This is a genomic window from Breoghania corrubedonensis (genome assembly GCF_003053845.1).
GTDB classification, from domain to species: Bacteria; Pseudomonadota; Alphaproteobacteria; order Rhizobiales; family Stappiaceae; genus Breoghania; species Breoghania corrubedonensis.
In genome coordinates this window covers 147,028-168,284 of record NZ_QAYG01000002.1, presented here as the reverse complement: position 1 = coordinate 168,284, position 21,257 = coordinate 147,028, and the positions used below count along the sequence as shown (strand labels likewise).

Genomic DNA, 21,257 nt, shown 5'->3' with positions numbered 1-21,257 from the left:
ATGGATCACGATCCGGGCGTCACCCACGAGGTGTTCAACCAGACGCCACCCTATGCCGGCCGCAACCTGTTCACAGGCGATCCGGTGCTGCGCAGCGCGCTAGATGCGTTGCTGGATCCGCAGACGGAAGAAGACATGACCCGCGCCGGCGCCTATTGGGGCTCGGCCGATGCGCTGGAAATGGCCCGGCTGGCCAACACCAATACCCCGACCCTGCGCACCCATGATGCGCAGGGTCGGCGGCTCGACATGGTGGAGTTCCATCCCGCCTATCATGCGCTCATGCGCCGTTCGGTGGAGGGAGGCCTGCACTGTTCCGCCTGGGACAGGGATCAGGCGTTGACCGGGCGGCGCCATGCGCTGCGCGGCGCGCGCCTTTACATGACGGCGCAGGGCGAATGCGGGCACATCTGCCCGATGACCATGACCAATGCAGCGACGGCCGCGTTGAAAGCGGCGCCGGAGCTTCTGGAAATGTGGCTGCCGCGCATCACCTCGCGCCGCTACGACCATCGTTTCCTGCCGGCCGAGCAGAAGGCGGGCGTCACGATCGGCATGGGTATGACGGAAAAGCAGGGCGGCACGGATGTGCGCGCCAACACCACGTCTGCCAGCCAGAGCGGCAACGGCATGTGGGAGGTGACGGGCCACAAGTGGTTCTTCTCCGCCCCGATGTGCGACGCGTTTCTGGTGCTGGCGCAGACGCAGGCCGGCCCGACCTGCTTCCTGATGCCACGCTTTCTGCCCGACGGCACGGTCAACCGCATCCGCCTCCAGCGGCTGAAGGACAAGCTCGGCAACCGCTCCAATGCCTCCTCGGAGGTGGAATTCCACGGCGCGGGCGCCTGGCTCGTCGGCGAGGAAGGCCACGGCGTGCGCACCATCCTTGAGATGGTGACGTTGACACGGCTCGACTGCGCGCTGGCATCCGCCGGCCAGATGCGCGCCGCGCTGGGGGAGGCCGTCCACCATGCCCGTCACCGTCAGGTTTTTGGCGCAAAGCTCATCGATCAGCCGATGATGACGCGGGTGCTGGCCGACATGGCGCTCGACGTGGCGGCCGCGACCGCGCTTTCGATACGGCTGGCGCGTGCCTTCGATCACGGGCCGAACAACGAGCGGGAGGCGCTGTTCGCCCGTCTGGTGACGCCGGCGGCCAAGTACTGGGTGTGCAAGGCGACGCCGCCGCTCGTCTACGAGGCGATGGAGTGCCTTGGCGGCAATGGCTACGTGGAAGAGGGCACGATGGCCCGCATCTACCGCGAGGCGCCGCTCGACGCGATCTGGGAGGGGGCGGGCAACGTCATGTGTCTCGACGTGCTGCGCGCACTCCAGAAATCGCCGGAATCGCTTGATGCGGTGATCGGCGAGGTGGAGCGCGATCTTGGCTCCAGCGGTCCGGTTTCAAGCCAGGTGCTGAAGGCGGCCGCAAGGGCCTGCGTGGATGATCCGGGCTCCTCACGCATCCTGACCGAACAACTCGCACTGACGGTGGCTGCCGCCTGCCTGCGTCAGGTCGCCCCGCGCGCGGTGGCCGATGCTTTCATCGACACACGCCTCGGTGGCCAGTGGCGGGCGACCTATGGCATGCTGGATTCGCGTTTCGACGCCAAGGCCCTGGTGGAATACGCGTTTCCGGAGATGTGAGACGGGAAGCGCTTGCGCTCAGTTCCCGGCTTCATCGTCGTCGCTACCGGGGACGACGAGGCCGACGGCCGTTGTGGTTGCTCCAACAGTGGCGCCGACGGCGGTGGTCGCTATCTTCGCGGTGCCGCCGACCACGGCTCCGGTCACTGCCACGGCGGCGCAGCCACCCAGTGTCGGCGCACTCACGAGCGCCAGCATAAGCAAACGGACTTTCATGGATACCCCCTCGCGCGACCTGCTTCCCCGTTGGTCGCTGAGGCTTCGGATACCGCATGAGGTTTAAGATCGGATGAAACGCGCGCGCCGTCAGTCGCGGCGAATCGGGTGCGCCATGCGGTCGAGGAAGCCCTGCAGGATGTAGGCCGCCGCCATCTTGTCCACGAGTTCGCCGCGACGTGCGCGGGAAGTATCAGCTTCAAGCAGCGTACGGGTGACAGCTGCGGTGGACAGGCGCTCGTCCCAGTAGGTCATCGGCATCTGCTGGCGGCCAGCGAGATTGCGGGCGAATGCGCGTGTCGCCTGGACGCGCGGGCCCTCGCTGCCATCCATGTTGAGCGGCAACCCGATGACGAGCCCTGCCACCTCGTGCTCCGCGACGATGGCCAGCAGCCGGTCGGCATCGGCGGTGAACTTGGTGCGGCGGATGGTTTCGAGCGGGCTCGCGATCGAGCGACGTCCATCCGACAGCGCAAGGCCGATGGTCTTGGTGCCAAGATCAATGCCGATCAGCCGCCCGAAAGGGGGCAGGGCGGCGGCGAAGTCGGCGAGGGAAAGGGTGGGGTCGGCAGCCATGGGCGTTTGCTGTTCAATCGTCGAAGTTCAGTCGTCGAAGAAGGTGTTCCTCGTCGCCGTCGTATCGAAATCGAACCCGAAAGTCTCTATATCTTTTGCGTACCAGTCGGCGATGATCTGGATTGTCCTGTCCGTGTAGTAGGAACGATAATCCTTTTTCGGACCTTCAGAGACGTTGCGGCGATCGATTTCGTTTTCAAGGCCGAAATACCGGACAAGGTCCGCCGACAGCCTTTCCTGCCTCAGGATGTCGACAGCGATGGCTCCGCTCTCATCCACGACGTAATCGTGTTGCGGATACCAGCCGCGGATGGCGCGATGCCAATAGAAATCCCTGTCGCCCCAGATGTGCCGTTCTTCGAGAAAGGCCTCGAACCTTGCGACCGTATAAGCGTCCTTCTGCTCGTCGGGGGGAAGCTGCTGCTGGCCGAATGTGAAGCGCGAGACGGTCCGCGACCACGGATTGCGCACCACCGCAAAGGGCGTATTGGCCTTGCGCACGTAGACATTGACGTCGCGCAGCCGGGCATGCTCGAAGCCCGGGGCCAGGCCGTCCCGCTTCATGGTTTCGAACAGGGCATTTCCATAGGCAGTGCTTCGCAGGTGCTTTCGATTGGCAAGCAGAATCCTGCCTTCGAGCTGCGACGCCTTGCGGACCGACATGCCGCCGTTTTTGGGGATATGGATGAAGAAGTGCTTCCGCGAACGTAGTCCGGTGACAGTTGCAACATAAGCGAGCCGGTTGCGGATTTGTTTCAGGCGCAGATACATGTCGTTTCGGACCGTGATGCAAAGAGTGTTCCCAACAAATCATGCGTTGGGACGGCGCGCCGCGGGACCGTGACCGTTTCTGTATTCGTCCCGCAGCCATCATGTTGCGAAGCGTTGTACGCATTTAATTGCGTGCGGTCGAGCACCTGAACATATTCTCGAAACGTCGGATAGCCACGCCAGGCTCGAACACGGACCATGACGCGGGAAAGTCATTGATGACGTCAGGGATGTGACCTCGGTCCGATTGAATGCGGTACTCGCTCAGGAAAGCTGTTTCAGCATCTGTTCCGCCACCTGCCGCGCCTCATCCTTGTCGCGCCTGGCGAGCGCTTCAAGCGTATCGCGCGCCTCTCGGCGCATCTGCGAGAGGGTGCGTTCCTTGATCTCGGCGATGCGTGCGTTCAGGTCGCGCAGTCGGTCGAGTTTTTCACCATTCTTGCTGCCGGCCAGTTCCAGTACGGCCTCGGTGATAATGCCGAGCTGTTTGCCGTTGCTCGCGATCTCGTTTGCGACGCGCTGCTCGATTTCAGGCGAACCCTTGTAGTTGACGGTTGTCGAGAACCAGCCACTTGCGGGCGAGATCGTCTGGAAGTTGCCGTCGGCACCGGGAAACTTCACCTCGGTCGGCCAGAAAAAGGGAAACATGGCAGCCCTCGAAACGGAATTTGGGAAAATGAATACACACGGGATCATACTCGTGATGTCGTTGCACTGCAAAAAATATGACGTTACGGCATGCTCCCTGAGCGCTTGAGAGGCGGTGGAGACGCCCTATACTTCGCCCACACTTGCCGGTTCGAAATGGGCCAGTTTCAGAGGGGGCTGCGCCCGAGAGGGCCTGCGGCGCCTGATTCCATTACAGCTTCACGGGAGAAAACCATGCAGATCACCTGGTACGGCCACGCCGCCTTCCGCATCGAGATCAAGGACGCGGTCATTCTGATCGATCCGTTCCTGAGCGGGAATCCGGTTTTTCCGAAAGATCTTTCGGTCGATCAGGTGGCCGAGGGCGTGACACATATCCTGCTGACCCATGGCCACGACGATCACGTCGGCGACACGATTGCGATTGCGAAGAAGACCGGTTCGCAGGTGACGGGGAATGCCGAGATCTGCAACTGGGCATCGCAGCAGGGCATCAAGGATGTCAATCCGATGAATTCCGGCGGCAGGGTGGACGTGGGGCCGTTCACGGTGGCGCTGACCATGGCGCACCACTCCTCGTCTTGCTCCAGCGGCGAACTGGATCCGATCTATCTCGGCAATCCGAATGGACTTGTGATCTCCGCGCCCGGCGAGAGGACGCTCTATCACATGGGCGATACCTGCGCGTTCACCGACATGGGGCTGATCAACGAGTTCCACGAACCGAAGATCGGCATCGTGCCGATCGGCGATCGTTTCACGATGGGTGGCAAGGAGGCTGCCGTGGCCTGCTCCCGCTTCTTCGATTTCGAGACGATCATCCCGTGTCACTACGGCACGTTCCCGATCATCGATCCAACGGCCGATACGTTCCTGACCGCGATGGGTGCAGGGGCCTCCAAGGTGAAGGTCCCGGCGATCGGCGAGGCATTCACCGCCTGAAGCGATCGGTGAGAGGGGTTTCTCTCGGGGGGGGGGGCGGTGTCGCTCCTTCGCGCTGCGATCTCTGCATCGTCATCCCCCGGCTTCTTCCGGGGGATCCATTGTCGGGCAATGACGGTGGATAGCCTGGAGTGAGGTGGGCGCGGTTGCGGTCGGCTCTCCCGTAACAGTATTTAATGCGCGCTTGTGTCGTGCAACCGCGGTGTGGCGTAATAGCGTGCGCGGTTCACCCGGCGCTACAGCTTGTCGGCCGGTACGTCCCTGATTTTCTTCCAGTTCTCGTCGGCGCGTCCGATCGTGCCTTCGACGTCCGAGAGATAGCGCTTGTGCGGCGCGGGGCCGGCATTGAGGTAGAGTCTGCCGGCGTGGATGTCCCAGGTGGCGGGATCAATCGGGATCTTGTAGCCGAAGCTCGCACCTGTCGCACAGTAGCCGCCATAGGCGGGCGTATATTTCTGCGGGTCCGCCTCGAACATGTCGCGATGCTCGGCAGTGGCGAATTTCCAGGTTACGCCATCATGGGTGGCGGTGAACGCGTCGGACCCTGCGACGGGCTTTCCATCGGTGAAATAGGCGACGGGGTCGATGCCACCGATGGCGGCGCCGTCCTTCACATAGGTGCTGACCTCGTCGGCAAGGCCGGGACGCGCTGCTACCATGGCCAGTATAACCGCCATGAAAAGGGCTGCGGCGAACCGTTTGACGGTCCCGGCAGGGAACCTTGTGGCGATCATTTCGAAATTCCTCCCGGACAATATGCGTGGCCTCGGCCACAGGGTCTTGCAGTCATCGCCCGAAAGGGGGATTTATGCCAATCAAGCCCGCTCACAGGCGCGTAAGCCAGCCGTGACGCCGCGATCCCCGCCCGATGCCGCATTCGATGCCGCATCGCGGGTGGGACAGGCGTTGCGCGCGCGCAAGCGGCGGTGCTATACGCCGCCAAGTCGTTCGCTCAAGCCAACGGGATAGATTTCCATGTCCGTCGATACCGCCACGGTGAAACGCGTTGCCCGGCTGGCGCGCATTGCCGTCACCGATGCCGAAGCCGAAAAGATGAAGGGCGAACTGAACGCCATCCTCGGTTTTGTCGAGCAGCTCGACGAGGTTGACGTCTCCGGTGTGGAGCCGATGACCTCGGCGGTGGAGACGACGATGCGCAAACGCGTCGATGAGGTCACCGACGGCGATTGCGCCGAAGATGTCGTCGCCAATGCGCCGATGAGCGATGATCACTTCTTCATGGTGCCGAAGGTGGTCGAGTAACCGCCGCCTGTGCTTTCGCGAACCATGCCGCTTTCGGCCCGACCCGAGATTTTTCCATGACCGACCTGACAGACCTGACGATTGCCGAAGCCCGCGAGGGGCTGGAGAAGAAGGACTTCTCCGCGGTTGAACTGACCGATGCCTATCTTGGCGCGATCGAGGGCGCGAAGGCCCTAAACGCCTACATCGTGACGACCCCGGACAAGGCGCGCGAGATGGCGGCCGCCTCCGACAGGAAGCTTGCGGCGGGCGAGGGGCGCGCGCTTGAGGGCATTCCGCTCGGCATCAAGGATCTGTTCGCGACGCAAGGCGTTCACACCCAGGCCTGTTCCCATATTCTGAACGAGTTCAAGCCGCGCTACGAATCGACCGTTACCTCCAACCTGTGGGCCGATGGCGCGGTCATGCTGGGCAAGCTCAACATGGACGAGTTCGCGATGGGCTCCTCCAACGAAACGAGCTATTACGGTGCGGTCGTCAACCCGTGGCGGGCGAAGGGCTCCAATGCCGCGCTGGTGCCGGGGGGCTCTTCGGGCGGGTCCGCCGCCGCCGTGGCCGCGCGCATCTGCGCCGGGGCGACAGCGACGGATACCGGTGGTTCGATCCGCCAGCCGGCAGCGCTCACCGGCACGGTTGGCATCAAGCCGACCTATGGGCGCTGCTCGCGCTGGGGCGTGGTGGCGTTTGCCTCCTCGCTCGATCAGGCCGGCCCGATCGCGCGCACCGTCAAGGACGCGGCGCTGCTGCTGAAATCGATGGCCTCTGTCGATCTCAAGGACACCACCTCGGTGGATCGTCCGGTGCCCGATTACGCGGCGGCTGTCGGCCGGCCGGTGAAGGGGCTGAAGATCGGCATTCCGAAGGAGTACCGTGTCGACGGCATGGCGCCCGAGACCGAGACGCTGTGGCAGCAGGGCATCGAGTGGCTCAAGGCGGAAGGCGCGGAGATCGTCGATATCTCCCTGCCGCACACCCATTATGCGCTGCCGGCCTACTACATCGTCGCGCCGGCCGAGGCCTCGTCGAACCTTGCGCGTTATGATGGCGTGCGTTTCGGCCTGCGTGTTCCGGGCAACGACATCACCGACATGTACGAAAAGACCCGCGCCGCGGGTTTCGGTGCCGAGGTCAAGCGCCGTGTGATGATCGGCACCTATGTGCTGTCGGCCGGCTATTACGACGCCTATTACCTGAAGGCGCAGAAGGTCCGCACGCTGATCAAGCGCGACTTCGACCTCGCGTTCGAGGCTGGCGTCGATGCGATCCTGACGCCGACGACGCCGGATGCGGCCTTCGAGCCCGGCGCGATCACCGATCCGGTCTCCATGTACCTGCAGGACATCTTCACGGTGACCGTGAACATGGCGGGCCTGCCGGGCATCTCGGTTCCCGCCGGCCTCAACGAGAAGGGTCTGCCGCTCGGTCTTCAGCTCATCGGCAAGCCGTTCGGCGAGGAGACGCTGTTTCAGGTGGCGCAGGTGATCGAGAACGCCGCCGGGCGTTTCCAGGCGGAGAAGTGGTGGGCCTGATCAAGGTCCGACAGATCTGATGAAAAACGCCGGCCCGCGAGAGCGGAGCCGGCGTTTTTCATTTCCCGGTGAGGTCACGCGGCGCGCCGGCATGTCCCGGCGAAGCTCTTACAGGGCCTCGCGAAAGCTCTCGAACCGGCCGGCGTTGCGGCAGAAGGCGGGCGGTTCGCTATGTTCATGCCCTTCGGCAAGCCAGGAACGGCATTCGTCGCCGTGTTTGCAGAACAGGCAGCGCACGATGGAGCCGCGCAGGAAGGCATCGCCGCTTGGGCCTCCGGCCTTGGAGACGTCGATATCCGTCTGGCGCATCATTTCGCCCATCATCTGCATGTGATCGCCGGCATGCTTCAGAATTCCCATGGATTCCCCTCCACAAGCGATTGCCGGCAGAGATGCCAGCGTACTGTGAACGAGGATGACGCTTGGGGAGGTGATTGGCCTTGATCGAAGTCAATTCGATGTCTGTGCCCGTTGTTTGGGGCAATTAGCAGCGTGATTTGATGTCTTGATGGTACCAATGGGCATAGCAGATACCGCGAATTAACCGGCAGGCCTGTTCTCTTGTCCGCGAGGCGCATTTTTACGGAGCAGGCCGTTGTCCACCGTTTCGACCATCGCACTGCCGACGCCGGCCTCTACCGGCCAGGGCTTTGTCGCGCCTGCGACGGGCGAGGTTCTGAACGCCCGCGTAGTCTCCCAGGGGCAGGACGGCACGGCGCGGCTGGCGCTGGGTAAGGGACAGCAGATCGAGGTTCGCCTGCCGGTGCAGATCCCGCCCGGCACGGCGATCGCCCTCAAGGTGGAGGCTGGTGGTACCGAGCCGCGCCTTGCGTTGATGGTCGATACGAATGGCCAGCCTCTTGCTCCCCAGGCCGCACGCGCCGCGATGCAGGGAACGACTCCCGCAAATCCGGGACAGGTGGCCCCGACGCCACAAGCGCCGGTTCAACCTCCGGTTCTGGTCGCCGGGGCCGTATTGACGGCCCGGGTCACGGGGAGCGCAGCGGACGGGACAACGCGCCTTGCGCTTTCCGGGGCTGAGCTTGCCGCAAAGCTGCCGACGCCGCTGCCCGAGGGCATGCGGACGGTTGCCGTCAAGGTCGAGACGGGTGGCGTGGCCCCACGGCTTGCAATCGTCGTCGACGAACAGGGCCGGCCCGTGTCCGCCGATGCGGTGCGTGCCCAGGTCGCGTCCACTCAGCCCGGCGGCGGGCAAGGCGGTGCGGGACAGATGCGCACGGGCCCGAGTTTCCCCGCGCAGCTCGTCACCCCGCAGCCGGCGACATCGGCGTCCGGCTCTCAGCCGCCGTCGCTCAACGTATCCGCGGGGGATCTGGTCAGTGCCCGCGTCGTTTCCCAGGCGGCGGACGGCACGGCGCGGCTGTCGATTGGCCGCACGCAGGTCGAGGTCCGGTTGCCGGTCTCTCTGACGCCCGGCACATCGATCGCCGTGAAGGCGGAGGCCGGTGGAACCGAGCCGAGGCTTTCGGCTCTGGTCGATCCGCAGTCGAAGCCGCTGGCGGGCGATGTCGCGCGCACGGTGAATGCGGCGCGGGTGCAGCCGGGGGAGCCGGTAACGATCGTTTCCGGCCCCCGGGCGTTGCCTGCGGCCGGAACGGTAACGACCGCACGCGTTCAGCAGCCGGCGGGCGATGGCACGCCGCAACTTGCCATCGGCAAGACCGTGGTCAAGGTGCCTCTGGCCACGTTGCCCGAACCGGGGGCCACGGTGCTCGTCAAGATCACGGGGACCGCCGAACGCCCCGAGATTTCGCTTCTCGCCAACCGTCAGGGCCAGCCTTTGACGGGCGACGCGGCCAAGGCGCTCGCATCGGCGCGCGCAACGTCTCCGGCGCAGGCCACGGTGCTGCACGGTGGGCCGCAAGGGACAAGCCGCACCGACACATCGCCGGAAATCCTCAACAAGGCGATTGATGAGGCCCGTCCGTCAGCCGCAGCGCGGCAGGATTCGCTTGCCCCACTCTTTGCCAATGCGGCGGCGGTTTCGGGCAAGAGCGGTCCGCTGCCGCCGGTTTTGCAACAGGTGGTGCGCGATCTTCTGGGCTTCCGTGTGCCGGCGGACGGAATAACGGGTGAGCAGGTGCGCTCGGCCGCCGCCCGTTCCGGGCTTTTCAGCGAGGCCGGAGCGGCTCAGGCGAAGGGGCAGGGCGCGGCAGCACAAATCGGGGCGCCACAGGCCTTGCGTGAAAGGCAGGACCCGCCGGCTGGTGCCAGGGCGCAGACGGTACAAGCCGCCGCCACGTCTGGCGCCTCGGACGCGCTTCAAGCGCTTGTTACGGCGAATGTGCAAGGCGGCGGGCAAGCGGATTTGAAGAGCACGCTGTTTCTTCTGCGGGCCGTTCTCTCCGGCTTTCTCGGTGACGATGCCGATCTGCCTCAGGCCCCGCGCGCGGGTACGCCGCCGCCGCCGCCACGCGCGGGTGCGCAGCCGCAGGGACAACCGCCAGCCTCAGCGCGCCTTGATGAGAGCGCCTCTCCCCAGCAGGCGGCACGTGCGCTTCTCTCCGACACCGAGGCCGCGCTTTCGCGTGTCCGCCTTTCCCAGTTCGCGTCGCACGGTTCGGGAACGGATGCCGCCAGTTCGGTTCGCGGTGCGCAGGCGACGCACTGGACATTCGAGATCCCGCTCATGGTTGGGGCCGGCACGGCGATGGCCCAGTTCCAGATCTCGCGGGACGAGCAGGGCGGGGGGACGTGCGATCAGCCCGAGGCGGTTGGATGGCGGCTGCATTTCGCGCTCGATGTGCCCGAGACAGGGCCGGTGGAGAGCCTCGTCGCGCTCGGGAGCGGCGGCACGGCGGTTACGGTGTGGGCGGAGAGGCCGGACGTCGCGATGGCTCTTCGCGGTGGCGCGGACGAGCTTGCCGGCGTCCTAGAACTCGCCGGTATCGACGTGGCGAGCGTGCGAATCCGTCAGGGCCGGCCGAAACAGCCTGCCGTGGCTTTCGGCAAGCTCTCCTCGGGCCAGTTTCTGGACCGGCGTACATGAGCGGCGAGGTGAAAAAGAAGGGCGACCCGAAACGGGTTGCCGTGGCGCTGCGCTACGACAGCGTCGGCGCGCCCCGCGTGACCGCCAAGGGGGCGGGCCATGTCGCGGATGCGATCCTGAAGCTTGCGCAGGAAAGCGGCGTGCCGGTGGAAGAGGATGCGATCCTCGCGCAGGCCTTGGCGCAGGTGGAACTCAACGAGGAGATCCCGGAGGAGCTCTACAAGGCCGTTGCGGTGATCATCGGCTTCATTCTTCGCAAGGGCAGCAAGCCGTCGGGCTAAGACCGGTTCAAGAACCTCTTGCGGCGCGACGAAAGAGGCACTACGCAACACAAAAGACCGCGCGCGCGAAATGCGAACCCGCCGCGCCGGTCCTTCCGCTTTGCCGCAGACAGGATCCTTTGCAGCCATGACGATCGTTGATACCCGCATCCCCGACCCGAAGAAGTTCATCAAGGGCGCCACGGGCGATTGGGAAATCGTCATCGGCATGGAGGTGCACGCCCAGGTCACTTCCAGGTCGAAGCTTTTCTCCGGAGCCTCCACCGAATTCGGTCAGGAGCCCAATTCCAACGTCTCGCTTGTCGATGCAGCCATGCCCGGCATGCTTCCCGTCATCAACGAGGAATGCGTCAAGCAGGCCATCCGTACCGGCCTCGGTCTGAAGGCCGAGATCAACAACAAGAGCGTCTTCGACCGCAAGAACTACTTCTATCCCGATCTGCCGCAGGGCTATCAGATCTCCCAGTTCAAACAGCCGATCGTCGGCGAGGGCAAGATCCTGCTCGACATGTCCGATGACGAGCAGGTGGAGATCGGTGTGGAGCGTCTGCATCTGGAGCAGGATGCAGGCAAGTCGCTGCACGACCAGCACCCGAGCATGTCCTTCGTCGATCTCAACCGCTCGGGCGTGGCGCTGATGGAGATCGTCTCCAAGCCGGACCTGCGCTCCTCCGACGAGGCGAGGGCATACCTGACCAAGCTCAGGACCATTCTGCGTTATCTGGGCACCTGCGACGGCAACATGGAGCAGGGCTCCATGCGCGCCGATGTCAATGTCTCCGTGCGTAAGCCGGGCGGCGAGTTCGGGACGCGCTGCGAGATCAAGAACGTCAACTCCATCCGCTTTGCCGGCCAGGCGATCGAATACGAGGCGCGCCGCCAGATCGGCATCCTGGAAGACGGCGGCAAGATCGATCAGGAAACCCGCCTGTTCGACCCGGGCAAGGGCGAGACGCGCTCCATGCGCTCCAAGGAAGAGGCGCACGATTACCGCTACTTCCCCGATCCCGACCTTCTGCCGCTGGAATTCGATGACACCTATGTAACGGAACTCGCCAAGGACCTGCCTGAGCTTCCCGATGACAAGAAGGCCCGGTTCATGACGGACTATGGGCTCTCATCCTACGATGCCGACATTCTGGTGCAGGAAAAGGCATCGGCCGATTTCTACGAGGATGTTGCGAAGGGGCGTGATGCCAAGCTTTCCGCGAACTGGGTGACCAACGAGCTATTCGCCCGGCTTCACAAGGAAGGGTACGACGTCACCACGAGCCCTGTCTCGGCCGATCAGCTTGGCGGAATCATCGATCTCATCAAGGCCGGAGACATTTCCGGCAAGATCGCCAAGGACCTCTTCGAGATCGTGTGGGCCGAGGGCGGCGATCCGAAGCAGATCGTCGAAGCGCGTGGCATGAAGCAGGTCACCGACCTTGGCGCCATCGAGGCGATGGTCGCGGAGATTGTCGATGCGAATCCCGACAAGGCGGCGCAGGCGAAGGAAAAGCCGGGCCTGCTCGGCTGGTTCGTCGGCCAGGTCATGAAGGCGTCGCAGGGCAAGGCCAATCCGCAGGCCGTCAACGAGCTTTTGCGCAAGAAGATCGGCATCGACTGATCAGTCGTGCCCGGCACGCGGCGACATGCGGTCGCAGGGGCGTGCAAGGCCGGCGTCTCATAGTCCATTTGCAACGCAGGGTTGGTTGCGGGCGCCGCGTCCGCGACCGCTGGCGGTGGCCGGTTTCTGGCGATCCCACGACGCGATCGCCGGAGGAATTTACCGCGGGCAATGGCAATCAGGGTCCGGCATCGGAATACCTGATTTTTGCCATGCCTTCGCCGTGATCGTTTCCGATTTTCCCCTGTGTGATGGTAATATACAGAGATAACAGCCGGTTTTCGCCGCATGTCAGCAACGCAGGGAACCAACCTGGAAATATTGCGTTTGCACTGCGGACCGAACGCTCGGTCTTTACGTCCCAAATACGCATATCGGGAAAAGGCAGGCGACCAGCGGGACCTCGCTCTTGAAGCGCGGGGACGCCCCTTGAGTGCGCCGCTGCCGTGCCCGGCGGTCAGGTCCTAAACGTGCCAGATAAAGATTCCATGCCGACATTTGATCGACGCGACTGCCTGAAAATCAGCGCCAGCTTCATAGCCGCGCTCATCGGGACCACCGCTTTGCCCGCTTTCGCGGACGAGACGGAGGAACCGGCCAAGGACGCCGCGCCCGCGAGCGATGCGGGCAAAGCCGGGGATCAAACCCCACCGCCGTTCAATTGGGATTGGCTCGTGGCCCGCATGAAAGCACGTGCAGGGGCTCCTTACGAGGATGATCAGGGCACGTTGCCCGAGGCTGTCGCCAATCTCGACTACGACGCCCATCGGCGGATCCGCTTCCGGCCCGATCATGCGCGCTGGAAAGGCGACGAACGCAATTTCGAGCTTCAGGCGTTCTACCCGGGCTGGCTGTTCGACAAGCCCGTACACCTGTTCGAGGTGGTGGAGGGCCAGCTGCGTCCGATGGAGTTCAAGGCGGACGATTTCGAATATCGCGAGCCGCTGGACCAGGAGACGTTCGAAAAGATCGATCTTCCCGGCGTGGCCGGTTTCCGCCTTCACTATCCGCTCAACCGCTCCGACTACCGTGACGAGCTGATCTCCTTCCTGGGGTCGAGCTATTTCCGCGCTCTGGGGCGCGGCAATATCTACGGGCTATCGGCCCGCGGTCTGGCGGTCGACACGGCTTCCGGCAGCGCGGAGGAGTTCCCGCGCTTCACCCGGTTCTATATCGAACGGCCGGACGAGGGCGCGCGCGAAATCAAGCTTTACGCCGAACTTGAGAGCGAGCGGGTGGCAGGTGCCTACGCCTTCTCCATCACGCCGGGGGTAGAGACCGTCGTCGACGTTCAGGCCGCCATCTTCCTGCGCAGTGCGGTTTCGCGGCTCGGGCTTGCCCCGCTTTCCTCGATGTATCTCTTTGGCGAGAATGACCATACCGGCTTCGACGACTTCCGCCCGGAAGTGCACGACAGCGATGGGCTTGTCATCCTGCGCGCCAGCGGCGAACGCATCTGGCGTCCGCTCACCAATCCCGGACAGCTGCAGCTTTCGATCTTTTCGGAAGACAATCCGGGTGGCTTCGGGCTTTTGCAGCGCGACCGCACGCCCGACCACTATCTCGACACAGAGGCGCGCTACGAACGTCGTCCCTCGGTGTGGATCGAGCCGGTGGGGGAATGGGGCAAGGGGTCGGTCTTCCTTGCGGAAATTCCTTCCAAGGAAGAAGTTCACGACAATGTTGTGGCGTTCTGGATGCCGGAGAATGGCCTGGAGGCGGGAGCCGAGCACTGGCTGCACTACCGCATGTTGTGGGCAATGGAAGTCGAGGGCGATGTACCGCTCGCCCGCGTGATCCGCACCCGCACCGGGCAAGGCGGCACGGCTTCGTCCGAGGCCGATCCCAGCTTGCGCAAGTTTCTCGTTGATTTTGCTGGCGATCCCCTTGTCGGGCTTGGCGACGACGCGGCGATCGAGGTGCATCTCAACGTCGGAAACGGCAAAATCACGCACAAAATATTGAACAAATTGCCGGGTAACGACGTTTGGCGATTGATCGTGGATGTCAGACGCAAGGATGCGGGCAAACCCGTTGAACTCAGCGCGGCGCTTTTTCTCGATCAGGAACGACTTTCCGAAACCTGGACGTATCAATGGGGTCAAGCAGTATGAGAGCCGAAATGCTTCAGCACGATATCAGCTTCTCCTTGGGAACCAACGAGCCCGAGGGCGCGGCGTGCGATGCTCTTCGCCGGTCGATTGGTCGGTCGGATATCGACGACACAACGCTGCGCGATGCGGTCAGAGACGTCATCGAGAGTTCTCCGCGTCTATGCGCGCTGGGCGACATGGAGGTGCTGGTCGAGCGGATCGTGGCTGGCGTGGTGGAGGAAGATATTCGTCTGGCCGTGATGTCGGCGCTTTGTCTGCCCGCGCCTGTGGCACCGCTGGCCATGCCGACGCAGGTTCTTGAGCGCGCGCGTACGCCATTTTTCGCGCGACTGTTCGGCCGCGTGCGCACGCCTCAGGGGTGATTGTTGCGGCTTTCCTGCCGAGCTTGAACCGGCGCTGGCTTGTTGCCCGCAAAATGTCAGGCTGACGCAGCCCCTTCATTCTTCGCGAGAGCGTTTCGGAGTGTCGTCCCATGCAGCCAGGTCCCAGCAAGCCCGGTAAACTAGAGACACTGCTGGTCGGCCTGCGCCGGTCCGGCGCGATCATCCTGACGCTCGGGCTGACGGTGGCAGCCGCCGCCATGTTCGGTTCCATCGCCGTTGCCGATGGCTTCGACTGGGTCGACGTGGTGCGTATCACGCTTGTGGCGTTCTGTGCGCTTTGGCTGTCCTGGGGCGCTTGTACGGCGGTGCTGGGTCTCATCTTCGGTGCGGAGAAGGTTTCCTCCTTCGATGGCACACCGAGTGGACGGACGGCCATCGTCATTCCGGTCTACAACGAGGCGGCGGATGCGGTCTTCGCGCGTCTCGACGCAATGTATCGCGCGCTGAATGATCTGGGCGTGATGGATACTTTCGATTTCCACGTCCTCTCCGATTCCACCAGGCCCGAGGCCCAGGCCGACGAGAAACGGCTTCACCGCCGCGCGGTGGCCGCGCTTGGGGCGGGGGGGCGGCTGTTCTATCGCCACCGGTCGCCCAACACGGGCCGCAAGGCCGGGAATATCAGCGAATTCATCCGCACCAACGGCGGCGCTTACGACTACATGCTGGTGCTCGACGCCGACAGCCTAATGAAGGCGGAGACCATCGTGGAGATGGTTCGCAGGATGGAGGCCGCGCCCGACCTTGGCCTGTTGCAGACGGTGCCGCTCATCATTGGCCGCAAGACGCTGTTCGGCCGCATGATCCAGTTTTCAGCCAGTTTCTATTCGCCATTGTTCTCGCGCGGTGTCGCGGCCCTTCAGGGGCGTCAGGGCCCGTTCTGGGGGCACAATGCGCTCATCCGGATGCGCGCCTTCGCGGAGACCTGCGGTTTGCCGTCTCTGGCCGGAAAGCCGCCTTTTGGCGGCGATATCCTGTCTCATGACACCGTGGAAGCGGCGATGCTGGCGCGTGGTGGTTGGCGGGTGAGGCTCGATCCCGATCTCGGCGGGTCCTACGAGGAAGCGCCGGCCAATCTCATCGAATATGCCAAGCGGGACCGGCGGTGGTGCCAGGGTAATCTGCAACACGCCCGCCTGCTGGGTGCGCCGAAGCTCAAGTTCTGGAGCCGGCTGAACATTATCCAGGGCATTTTCGGCTATATCGCCTCGCCGATCTGGCTGATGTTCCTGGTCGCGAGCGTTGCCGCACCGCTGTTTGCGCCGCCGCCGGTCTATTTCATGTCCGACTCGCTCTTTCCGCGGTTTCCGCATCCCGAAACGGAGAAGGGGCTGGCGCTGCTGTTTGGCGTCGTCGCGCTGCTGATCCTGCCCAAGGCGCTGCTGCTCGCACGCGCGGTGATGACCGGCGATGACGGGCCCTATGGCGGCAGCGGGCGTGCGTCGCTCTCCGCGTTGCTTGAGCTGCTGCTCGCCTCGCTGTTGGCGCCGATCCACATGATGTTTCAGAGCCGCTCGGTCTATCAGGTGCTCACGGGCGCCGATTTCGGTTGGCCGTCCAGCGAGCGGGAGGATGGCTCGCTCGACTTCGTCACCGCGTGGAAGGCGAGCTGGTGGATGGTTCTCTTCGGTATTGGCACCATGCTCTTTGCCCACTATTTCGCGCCGGCGCTGGTGGTGTGGCTGTGGCCGGTCGCGGTGCCTCTGGTGCTCGCCCCGGTGATCATCTGGTGGACGGCATCGCCGAAGTCCGGCTTGCGGGCGCGCAACCGCGGCGTCTTCCTGACACCGCAGGAATGGTGTGACGTTCCCGTCATCTCGGCCGCGGCCCGTGCCCTTGATTTCTACAAGAGCGAGCCGGGCGAGCCCGCCCGAGAGGCTGCCTGAGTCTGCCGAGTCTGTGAGGCTGCCGAGCCTGTCGGGCGGTCGACCCAATGCGCAACTCAAGCGGAGCAGGGACGGAAGCTCGCGGGCGTCGGGCCTACTTCACCCGCCGCCATGTCTCGCCCTTGCAGATGAGCCCGCCCAGCACGCAGCCGGAGAGCTTCAGCTTGCTTGGGGTGATCAGTTCCATCTTGCCCGTGTAGGTCTTGCCATCCTCGGCGTTGTAGACCTTGCCGCGCCATTCGTTCTCGCCCGCCGGTTTCATGCCGTAGACGGTAAGGACGCCGAGAAGCGAGCGATCTCGCTTGGAGGTGTCGGGGTTGTTTTCGTCCTTCTTGCCCTTGTCGCGCAGCCATACGAGCTTGCCGCAAAGGGCGCTGCCGCACGGCGCGATGCGGATTTGCGAGCTGCCGGAGGGGCGCGCCCAGGTGCCTTCGGCATCGGCCGCCGCCGCCGCCCCCATCGTCAGCGCCCCGGCGATCGCGATGCCGGTTGCGACCGACAGGACCTTGATTGCTTTCCTCATGCTTGTCTCCTCCACTTGATCTTATGTTGTTGCTTTCCTGAGATACCGCCCCCGGTGGCCTCGTGCCGTCACCTGCGATTTCCTCCCGTGCAGGTGCGGGCCGGTTCGCGCCACGTGCGCGCCGGCAATTTCGGCGGATACGGGACATCGAACGCGTATTGGACAAGAGCGTATCGGCTTTCGAACACCATGCAAGACGTGCCGTTACGGCAGGTATGCGATATTCTGAAGCGGCCGTCGCAGCGAGTTTGCGCCTGGAGCGAGGCAATGGCGGGGGAGGGGCTGCCGTTGTTTTTCCGCGATAGGACAATCGGAATTTTTTGGGGCATGTGTCGCGATGGTTATTGAAGTGTGATCGTTAATAGTCGGTAGTCCCAGGCGGCATATTGTTTTTATTGGTGGAAATGGCGCTGGTGGGTTAGGAAACCCTTACGTTTACCGTTCGTTTTTAATTTGTATTTGCCTCGTTAACCGAGAAAATTTACTCCCGCTTGAAGCCATTGGGTGAGACTTCTCCGTGTCAGGACATGGACCGCACAAGAGATGGTCTGCAGTGATAGGGAACGGTTTTCAGTAGAGGGTGAAGACAATGGCTCGTTTTGAGGTTCTGAGCGAAGACATGGCCGCGATGGGTTCGCAGCAGATGAATGCAGAGATGCTGTTTGAACTGGGTATGAGCTATGCGTCGGGGCGTGACGTTGCGGAAGACCTGGTGTCTGCGCACAAGTGGTTCAACCTGGCCGCCATGAAGGGCTACGGCGATGCGGCGCGTTACCGCAAGGAGATATCGGAAGTAATGAGCTCGTCCGATATCGCCGAGGCCCAGCGCGCGGCGCGCGAATGGCTGGGCATGCATTGAGGGTCGACATTGCAGCGGCGCGGTCATTGCCCGTGTCGGGCGCTGCAGGATTGTCCACCACTTGCCCGTTCGCGCAAGGGCGGTCTGGGGGCAAGGGGCAAGGGCGCTTCGCGTTTGAACGGCACGAGCGTCTTGCCGGTCGGGTAGGCAAAAGGGCTTTCGAAATGGCCCGTGGAGGTCATGTGCGGGGCGCAGTCCACTCGCTCGTATAGGGCGGGTGAGTGGACTGCGCCTCGGGTCCTTGTTGAAACTTCCATCCGCCGCGGGCTTTCTGCCTTGCATCGTCGCCGGCCATCAGGCATACAGCGTTTCGAACGGAGAGGTGGCCGAGTGGTCGAAGGCGCTCCCCTGCTAAGGGAGTATACCAGTGATGGTATCGAGGGTTCGAATCCCTTCCTCTCCGCCACTTGGCCATGTAAATATCTGATTTTATTGATTTTCATTTTTTACCCGGCTTCTGGCCCATCACCCAGCCCATCATGAAATTCAGGCTTGTGAGCCGCTGAGGATATTCCTGTAGCGCGCAAAATCAGATGGCACGGCGCGCAAGATCGAATGGCAACTAAAAACGAATGCCGCTCGTCAAAATTGGCCTCGGGCGGGGCGTAACCTTCGCCTCGGCGGGGAGCGATCCAAACACCCGGAAGTAGCCAAGATCGTATAGGCCTTGGCCGGAGAAGTGACCTTTGTTCGTTTCACTGACATATGGAATTCCGGTTGTAGGGACGTAGCACGTGTATGGATCGCCATCGTTGATCACCTCCTGCACGGACCAATTCAGGTAGTAGAGCGCGGGAACCTCTAGACCGCTTTGGCATGGCTCCCCAACGGTGAAATACGTGTCGGATCTGATCCACGGCTCGGCCCGAAGCTGGGCAATGAGCGTATTCCGCTCCGCGGTTATTTGTGCCTGGCTGTCTCCGCCGGCCGCGTCGGCCTCGCCCTCCTGAATGTGGACTATATCAAACGACGAAATGCCGGCGAGACTGATCGCAGTCGGAACGTCTGCGAGTAAATCCACATAGTTTTCTGAGGACGTTCCGTTCTCGATCCAGCGGTTAAACGGCTCCCCGCCATGCCCATTGCAGACAACAACAACGCTGCGTCCCGTCTCCTGGAGAATCCTCCACGCCAGCCCGCCCATGATGTTGTTTTTTCCGCCGCCGATCGTGTTGTAGCCCGTGACGGAACTGCTGTCTGTGATCAAATGAGCGACGTGTTCGAGATCCAGCGTTTCGAGCGACTGAGACTGCGCGTTATAGATTTTGATCTGGTCGGTGACGTGGAACGTGCCGCCAGTGCTTTCCGCGTTGGCGATCGCGTTCGACTGGCCGAGAAGCAAAAGCGCAATAGGAGTGTCCATAATCAACCCTTGTGCAATGTGGCCCGGACCGTAAATGATCCATCCTCATATTCATGCACATGATCGGTGCCTGTCACCTGAGCAATGGTTGAAGTCCGGAAAATATCGTCGGCCTGCATTCTGCCGCAGCCGTCTCCCGCACTCTCAACGAGGTCACCGCGGGAGGGGGTAGCGTCCGGCTGCATGCGAACGACATAGGCGCCGAGGCCCGCAACGTGCATGTCGTTGAATACGGACGGACCTTCGCAATCCGGATCATCATCCCACGCTGAGAACACGCCGTAGACGCAATTCGAAGAGGGTGTCTGCGAGATTTCGCAAAGCGGAAGGTGCCGGTCCGGGTCTGTCCAGACCGTGGCCTGATAGACGGTCGAGCCATCCGTCCCGACCACATCAACGACCGCGCCGTCGATCTCTGCGCCGTCGTACTCGCGCCGGAACGTCTGGGCCTTCTGCTCAAACCCGATCATGTCCCCATCAGGCCCAGTCACTGGGATGGATATCATTTCCTGCCAGACCAGATAACGCCAGATCACGGCGCCATCGATGAAATCCATGATCGTGCCAACAGGGATTTCCGGCCGTGAATTGACCGCCAGCCGTGACCAGTGAGCGCCGACGAACGTTCCGTAGGTGACAACGCCTCCGGCGATGGAGATCGACCCCGCGGATACTCCGGCAGACCACAACCCTATAACGGCGCCGTCACCCGTTTGACGATTGGCCTGAATGGCTGATGCCGTGGATGAAAATGACGCCGCTCCGCCTGACGCCCGCAGCGACATGCCAAGTTCATTTGCCGTTAATGGATTGAAGCTGGTCGTACCAATCATCAACCCGTACGCGTTGAGGCGCAGGACCCTAAAACCTGCCGAATGGAAATCATGAGAAATCCCGTCCTCCGAATGCCAGCCGGTGGCACCGTCAAACGTGAGGGACGGAGCCGCAGCAGACCCCGGATCCAAGCGCAGCTTACCTGCCCTCGAAAAGGCAACGCTTGTCACACCAGGCGTGATGGCGCCGGATACGGGAGAGGTGACCTTGAAAATAGACCCTCCATAGGTTTCGCCCGCATCAACCGCGACCATCGTACCCCCGGCCGCGTCTCCACCAGCATCCCAATCGGCCGCCCGTGGCCATGCGCCTGCCGAGTTGTAGAGGTAGATGCCATGTTCGGCCGTGTTCGTCTGATCTCGCACCAGGATGCGAGCGCCATCGTACGGAGCCCCATCGTCCACTGTCTGTGCCCCGGACAGCACGATGTTGCCGGTTGTTGCATATAGACAGCTTTGCTTGAGAGCGAGCGCGCTAGCCGCTGCCGTCTCCGGCAGCGGTCCAATCCGCGTCCAGGAGCCTTCCCCTACCGCCCCCGATTTCAAATAGACCCCAACATTGCCGACAGTTGGATCGCCGTAGACGCGTCCCTCGGCATCGGCCGCCCAGTCGAGGTCCGCTTCCAGCTCCGACAGCAGCTCGTATTTCGGGCCGCGCAGGGTCTCCAGTTGCGCCCCGACGTTCTTCGCAGGCACCCGAACCGTATCCACCACCACTCCATCGACAACACGATTGCCGAGAAACTCATCCAGCGTCGCCGCCGGTGTTACATTTGTGCTCTTCACGCCATCGACCATGTC

General features: G+C 63.0%; 20 protein-coding genes and 1 tRNA gene. 12 read left to right on the top strand and 9 right to left on the bottom strand.

Annotation, left to right across the window (positions count from 1 at the left end):
- A complete protein-coding gene (locus C8N35_RS08825) occupies positions 1-1,647 on the top strand; it encodes an isovaleryl-CoA dehydrogenase (protein ID WP_107989319.1) in 1,647 nt (548 codons plus the stop codon).
- 18 nt (positions 1,648-1,665) lie between these two features.
- Here C8N35_RS08825 and C8N35_RS08820 read toward each other — a convergent pair whose 3' ends face one another.
- From C8N35_RS08820 to C8N35_RS08805, 4 genes are all read right to left on the bottom strand, one after another.
- Positions 1,666-1,863 carry a hypothetical protein gene (locus C8N35_RS08820; protein WP_107989318.1) on the bottom strand — a complete coding sequence of 66 codons (198 nt, stop codon included), beginning with the start codon at positions 1,861-1,863 and terminating at the stop codon, positions 1,666-1,668.
- A 90-nt stretch (positions 1,864-1,953) separates the two neighbouring features.
- Entirely contained in the window at positions 1,954-2,439 is a 486-nt protein-coding gene (ruvX, locus tag C8N35_RS08815) for a Holliday junction resolvase RuvX (protein ID WP_107989317.1), read from the bottom strand.
- Positions 2,440-2,466: 27 nt separating this feature from the next.
- Complete coding sequence (locus C8N35_RS08810) at positions 2,467-3,210, bottom strand: sulfotransferase family 2 domain-containing protein (RefSeq protein ID WP_107989316.1); 744 nt, start codon at positions 3,208-3,210, stop codon at positions 2,467-2,469.
- A 264-nt stretch (positions 3,211-3,474) separates the two neighbouring features.
- Complete coding sequence (locus tag C8N35_RS08805; protein WP_107989315.1) at positions 3,475-3,858, bottom strand: hypothetical protein; 384 nt, start codon at positions 3,856-3,858, stop codon at positions 3,475-3,477.
- Between the two features lie 234 nt (positions 3,859-4,092).
- Between C8N35_RS08805 and C8N35_RS08800 the strand changes: the two genes are divergently transcribed.
- On the top strand, positions 4,093-4,800 hold the full coding sequence (locus C8N35_RS08800) for a metal-dependent hydrolase (protein ID WP_107989314.1): 708 nt from the start codon (positions 4,093-4,095) through the stop codon (positions 4,798-4,800).
- A 236-nt stretch (positions 4,801-5,036) separates the two neighbouring features.
- Here C8N35_RS08800 and C8N35_RS08795 read toward each other — a convergent pair whose 3' ends face one another.
- Positions 5,037-5,534 (bottom strand): YHS domain-containing (seleno)protein, encoded by a 498-nt coding sequence (locus tag C8N35_RS08795; protein WP_210203460.1) that lies wholly within the window; start codon positions 5,532-5,534, stop codon positions 5,037-5,039.
- A 241-nt stretch (positions 5,535-5,775) separates the two neighbouring features.
- On the opposite strand from C8N35_RS08795, the gene gatC reads away from it, so the two are divergent.
- Positions 5,776-6,063, top strand: a complete 288-nt coding sequence (gene gatC / locus C8N35_RS08790; RefSeq protein WP_107989313.1) for an Asp-tRNA(Asn)/Glu-tRNA(Gln) amidotransferase subunit GatC — start codon at positions 5,776-5,778, stop codon at positions 6,061-6,063.
- Between the two features lie 56 nt (positions 6,064-6,119).
- Positions 6,120-7,592 carry an Asp-tRNA(Asn)/Glu-tRNA(Gln) amidotransferase subunit GatA gene (gatA, locus tag C8N35_RS08785; RefSeq protein ID WP_107989312.1) on the top strand — a complete coding sequence of 491 codons (1,473 nt, stop codon included), beginning with the start codon at positions 6,120-6,122 and terminating at the stop codon, positions 7,590-7,592.
- A gap of 108 nt (positions 7,593-7,700) precedes the next feature.
- On the opposite strand, the gene C8N35_RS08780 is transcribed toward gatA, so the two are convergent.
- On the bottom strand, positions 7,701-7,952 hold the full coding sequence (locus C8N35_RS08780) for a DUF6455 family protein (protein WP_107989311.1): 252 nt from the start codon (positions 7,950-7,952) through the stop codon (positions 7,701-7,703).
- A 235-nt stretch (positions 7,953-8,187) separates the two neighbouring features.
- On the opposite strand from C8N35_RS08780, the gene fliK reads away from it, so the two are divergent.
- From fliK to mdoH, 6 genes are all read left to right on the top strand, one after another.
- Positions 8,188-10,602: a flagellar hook-length control protein FliK gene (fliK, locus tag C8N35_RS08775; protein ID WP_107989310.1), complete on the top strand. Its 2,415-nt coding sequence runs from the start codon at positions 8,188-8,190 to the stop codon at positions 10,600-10,602.
- The gene (locus C8N35_RS08770; protein WP_107989309.1) at positions 10,599-10,883 is read left to right on the top strand and encodes an EscU/YscU/HrcU family type III secretion system export apparatus switch protein; all 285 of its coding nucleotides are present in this window, start codon (positions 10,599-10,601) and stop codon (positions 10,881-10,883) included. The genes fliK and C8N35_RS08770 overlap by 4 nt, the downstream gene beginning before the upstream one ends.
- 127 nt (positions 10,884-11,010) lie before the next feature.
- Entirely contained in the window at positions 11,011-12,495 is a 1,485-nt protein-coding gene (gene gatB / locus C8N35_RS08765; RefSeq protein ID WP_107989308.1) for an Asp-tRNA(Asn)/Glu-tRNA(Gln) amidotransferase subunit GatB, read from the top strand.
- Positions 12,496-12,983: 488 nt separating this feature from the next.
- The gene (locus tag C8N35_RS08760; RefSeq protein ID WP_107989307.1) at positions 12,984-14,609 is read left to right on the top strand and encodes an OpgD/OpgG family glucan biosynthesis protein; all 1,626 of its coding nucleotides are present in this window, start codon (positions 12,984-12,986) and stop codon (positions 14,607-14,609) included.
- 8 nt (positions 14,610-14,617) lie between these two features.
- Positions 14,618-14,971 (top strand): hypothetical protein, encoded by a 354-nt coding sequence (locus tag C8N35_RS08755; protein WP_107989306.1) that lies wholly within the window; start codon positions 14,618-14,620, stop codon positions 14,969-14,971.
- A 110-nt stretch (positions 14,972-15,081) separates the two neighbouring features.
- Entirely contained in the window at positions 15,082-16,878 is a 1,797-nt protein-coding gene (mdoH, locus tag C8N35_RS08750) for a glucans biosynthesis glucosyltransferase MdoH (protein ID WP_107989305.1), read from the top strand.
- Between the two features lie 94 nt (positions 16,879-16,972).
- On the opposite strand, the gene C8N35_RS08745 is transcribed toward mdoH, so the two are convergent.
- Complete coding sequence (locus C8N35_RS08745; protein ID WP_107989304.1) at positions 16,973-17,401, bottom strand: DUF2147 domain-containing protein; 429 nt, start codon at positions 17,399-17,401, stop codon at positions 16,973-16,975.
- 589 nt (positions 17,402-17,990) lie between these two features.
- On the opposite strand from C8N35_RS08745, the gene C8N35_RS08740 reads away from it, so the two are divergent.
- Both C8N35_RS08740 and C8N35_RS08735 read left to right on the top strand, forming a co-directional pair.
- Positions 17,991-18,260: an SEL1-like repeat protein gene (locus C8N35_RS08740; protein WP_170122054.1), complete on the top strand. Its 270-nt coding sequence runs from the start codon at positions 17,991-17,993 to the stop codon at positions 18,258-18,260.
- Positions 18,261-18,576: 316 nt separating this feature from the next.
- A tRNA-Ser gene (locus C8N35_RS08735) sits at positions 18,577-18,666 on the top strand.
- A gap of 156 nt (positions 18,667-18,822) precedes the next feature.
- Here C8N35_RS08735 and C8N35_RS08730 read toward each other — a convergent pair.
- Both C8N35_RS08730 and C8N35_RS08725 read right to left on the bottom strand, forming a co-directional pair.
- Positions 18,823-19,623: a hypothetical protein gene (locus C8N35_RS08730; RefSeq protein ID WP_107989303.1), complete on the bottom strand. Its 801-nt coding sequence runs from the start codon at positions 19,621-19,623 to the stop codon at positions 18,823-18,825.
- A 2-nt stretch (positions 19,624-19,625) separates the two neighbouring features.
- Positions 19,626-21,254, bottom strand: coding sequence for a hypothetical protein (locus C8N35_RS08725; RefSeq protein WP_107989302.1), 1,629 nt, complete (start codon positions 21,252-21,254; stop codon positions 19,626-19,628).
- Positions 21,255-21,257 lie beyond the last annotated feature (3 nt).